The sequence below is a fragment of the Stenotrophomonas sp. P5_B8 genome (assembly GCF_054049855.1).
In genome coordinates this window covers 1-989 of record NZ_JBFULO010000754.1, presented here as the reverse complement: position 1 = coordinate 989, position 989 = coordinate 1, and the positions used below count along the sequence as shown (strand labels likewise).

1 protein-coding gene is annotated in these 989 nt (G+C 62.2%); it reads left to right on the top strand.

The genetic code is table 11. The annotated features are described in order from the left end of the window. Positions 1-7: 7 nt before the first annotated feature. Positions 8-989, top strand: a 982-nt coding sequence (hxsC, locus tag ACXJKH_RS21240) for a His-Xaa-Ser system radical SAM maturase HxsC (RefSeq protein ID WP_457322343.1), incomplete at its 3' end; no start/stop codon positions are given.

Here is a 989-nt window from a genome sequence, read left to right as displayed (position 1 = left end):
GGTTCCAATGTCACCCGGCTCCCCACTTCTGAAGGTTGTGGACTTGAGGGATTTTTCAACTTCAAGTCTGCCGCCCTCAAGGCTGGCGCTCGATCTGCGGGCGACAGCTGACTTGGCCGTCTCCACGGAACTGCTCGGCCTCCCTTGGGGCGCCCTGCTTCCACCGGATGGCCACGGGTGGCCGGCCACGGTTCCCTGGGTGAGTCTCGAGGGCGACTTGCGCATTACCAAAAGTGGTGACGTCATAGAGCTGGATCCGATTCGGCAACGGGTTGCTGTCCGATACCGCCGCGGCGACAACGGCAACGTCCTCTTTGCCACCGAGCGGTGCAACAGCTACTGCCTGATGTGCTCCCAGCCGCCCCGTGAGGTGGAGGACGGCTGGCGAGTTAGACAGTTGCTGGACCTTGTTGAGCTGGTGGACCCTGACGAACCGTCGTTGGCCATCAGCGGGGGCGAGCCCACCCTCCTTGGAGATGGCTTGGTCGAAGTCGTTAAGAGGTGTTCCGAGACCCTTCCGGATACCCACGTCCACATTCTCTCAAACGGGCGCCTTCGCGACCCTTTGCTCCACGCCAAGTTCGATGGGCTGCATCCAAACCTCAGCTGGGGGGTCCCGCTGTACGGTGACCACTACGGACTGCACGATTACGTAGTCCAAAGTGAGGGGGCGTTTGCAGAGACGTTGAGGGGCCTCTACGCCCTCCAGGCCGCCCGGCAACGCGTGGAGATACGCGTGGTGCTGGTTCGGCCTACGTTTGAGCGTCTGGCCCAGCTGGCTCGCTTCATTTGGCGGAACCTGCCTTTCGTGGAGCACGTGGCCCTCATGGGCATTGAGCCCGTGGGGTTCGCGAAGGCGCACCAGCGCGATCTATGGGCCGACCCTGCAGACTATTCCGAAATACTTAGGGACGCCGTCGACATCCTGGATATGGCCGGCATCCCGGTGTCGCTCTACAACCTACCGCTCTGCACCATAGAGCGAAGCC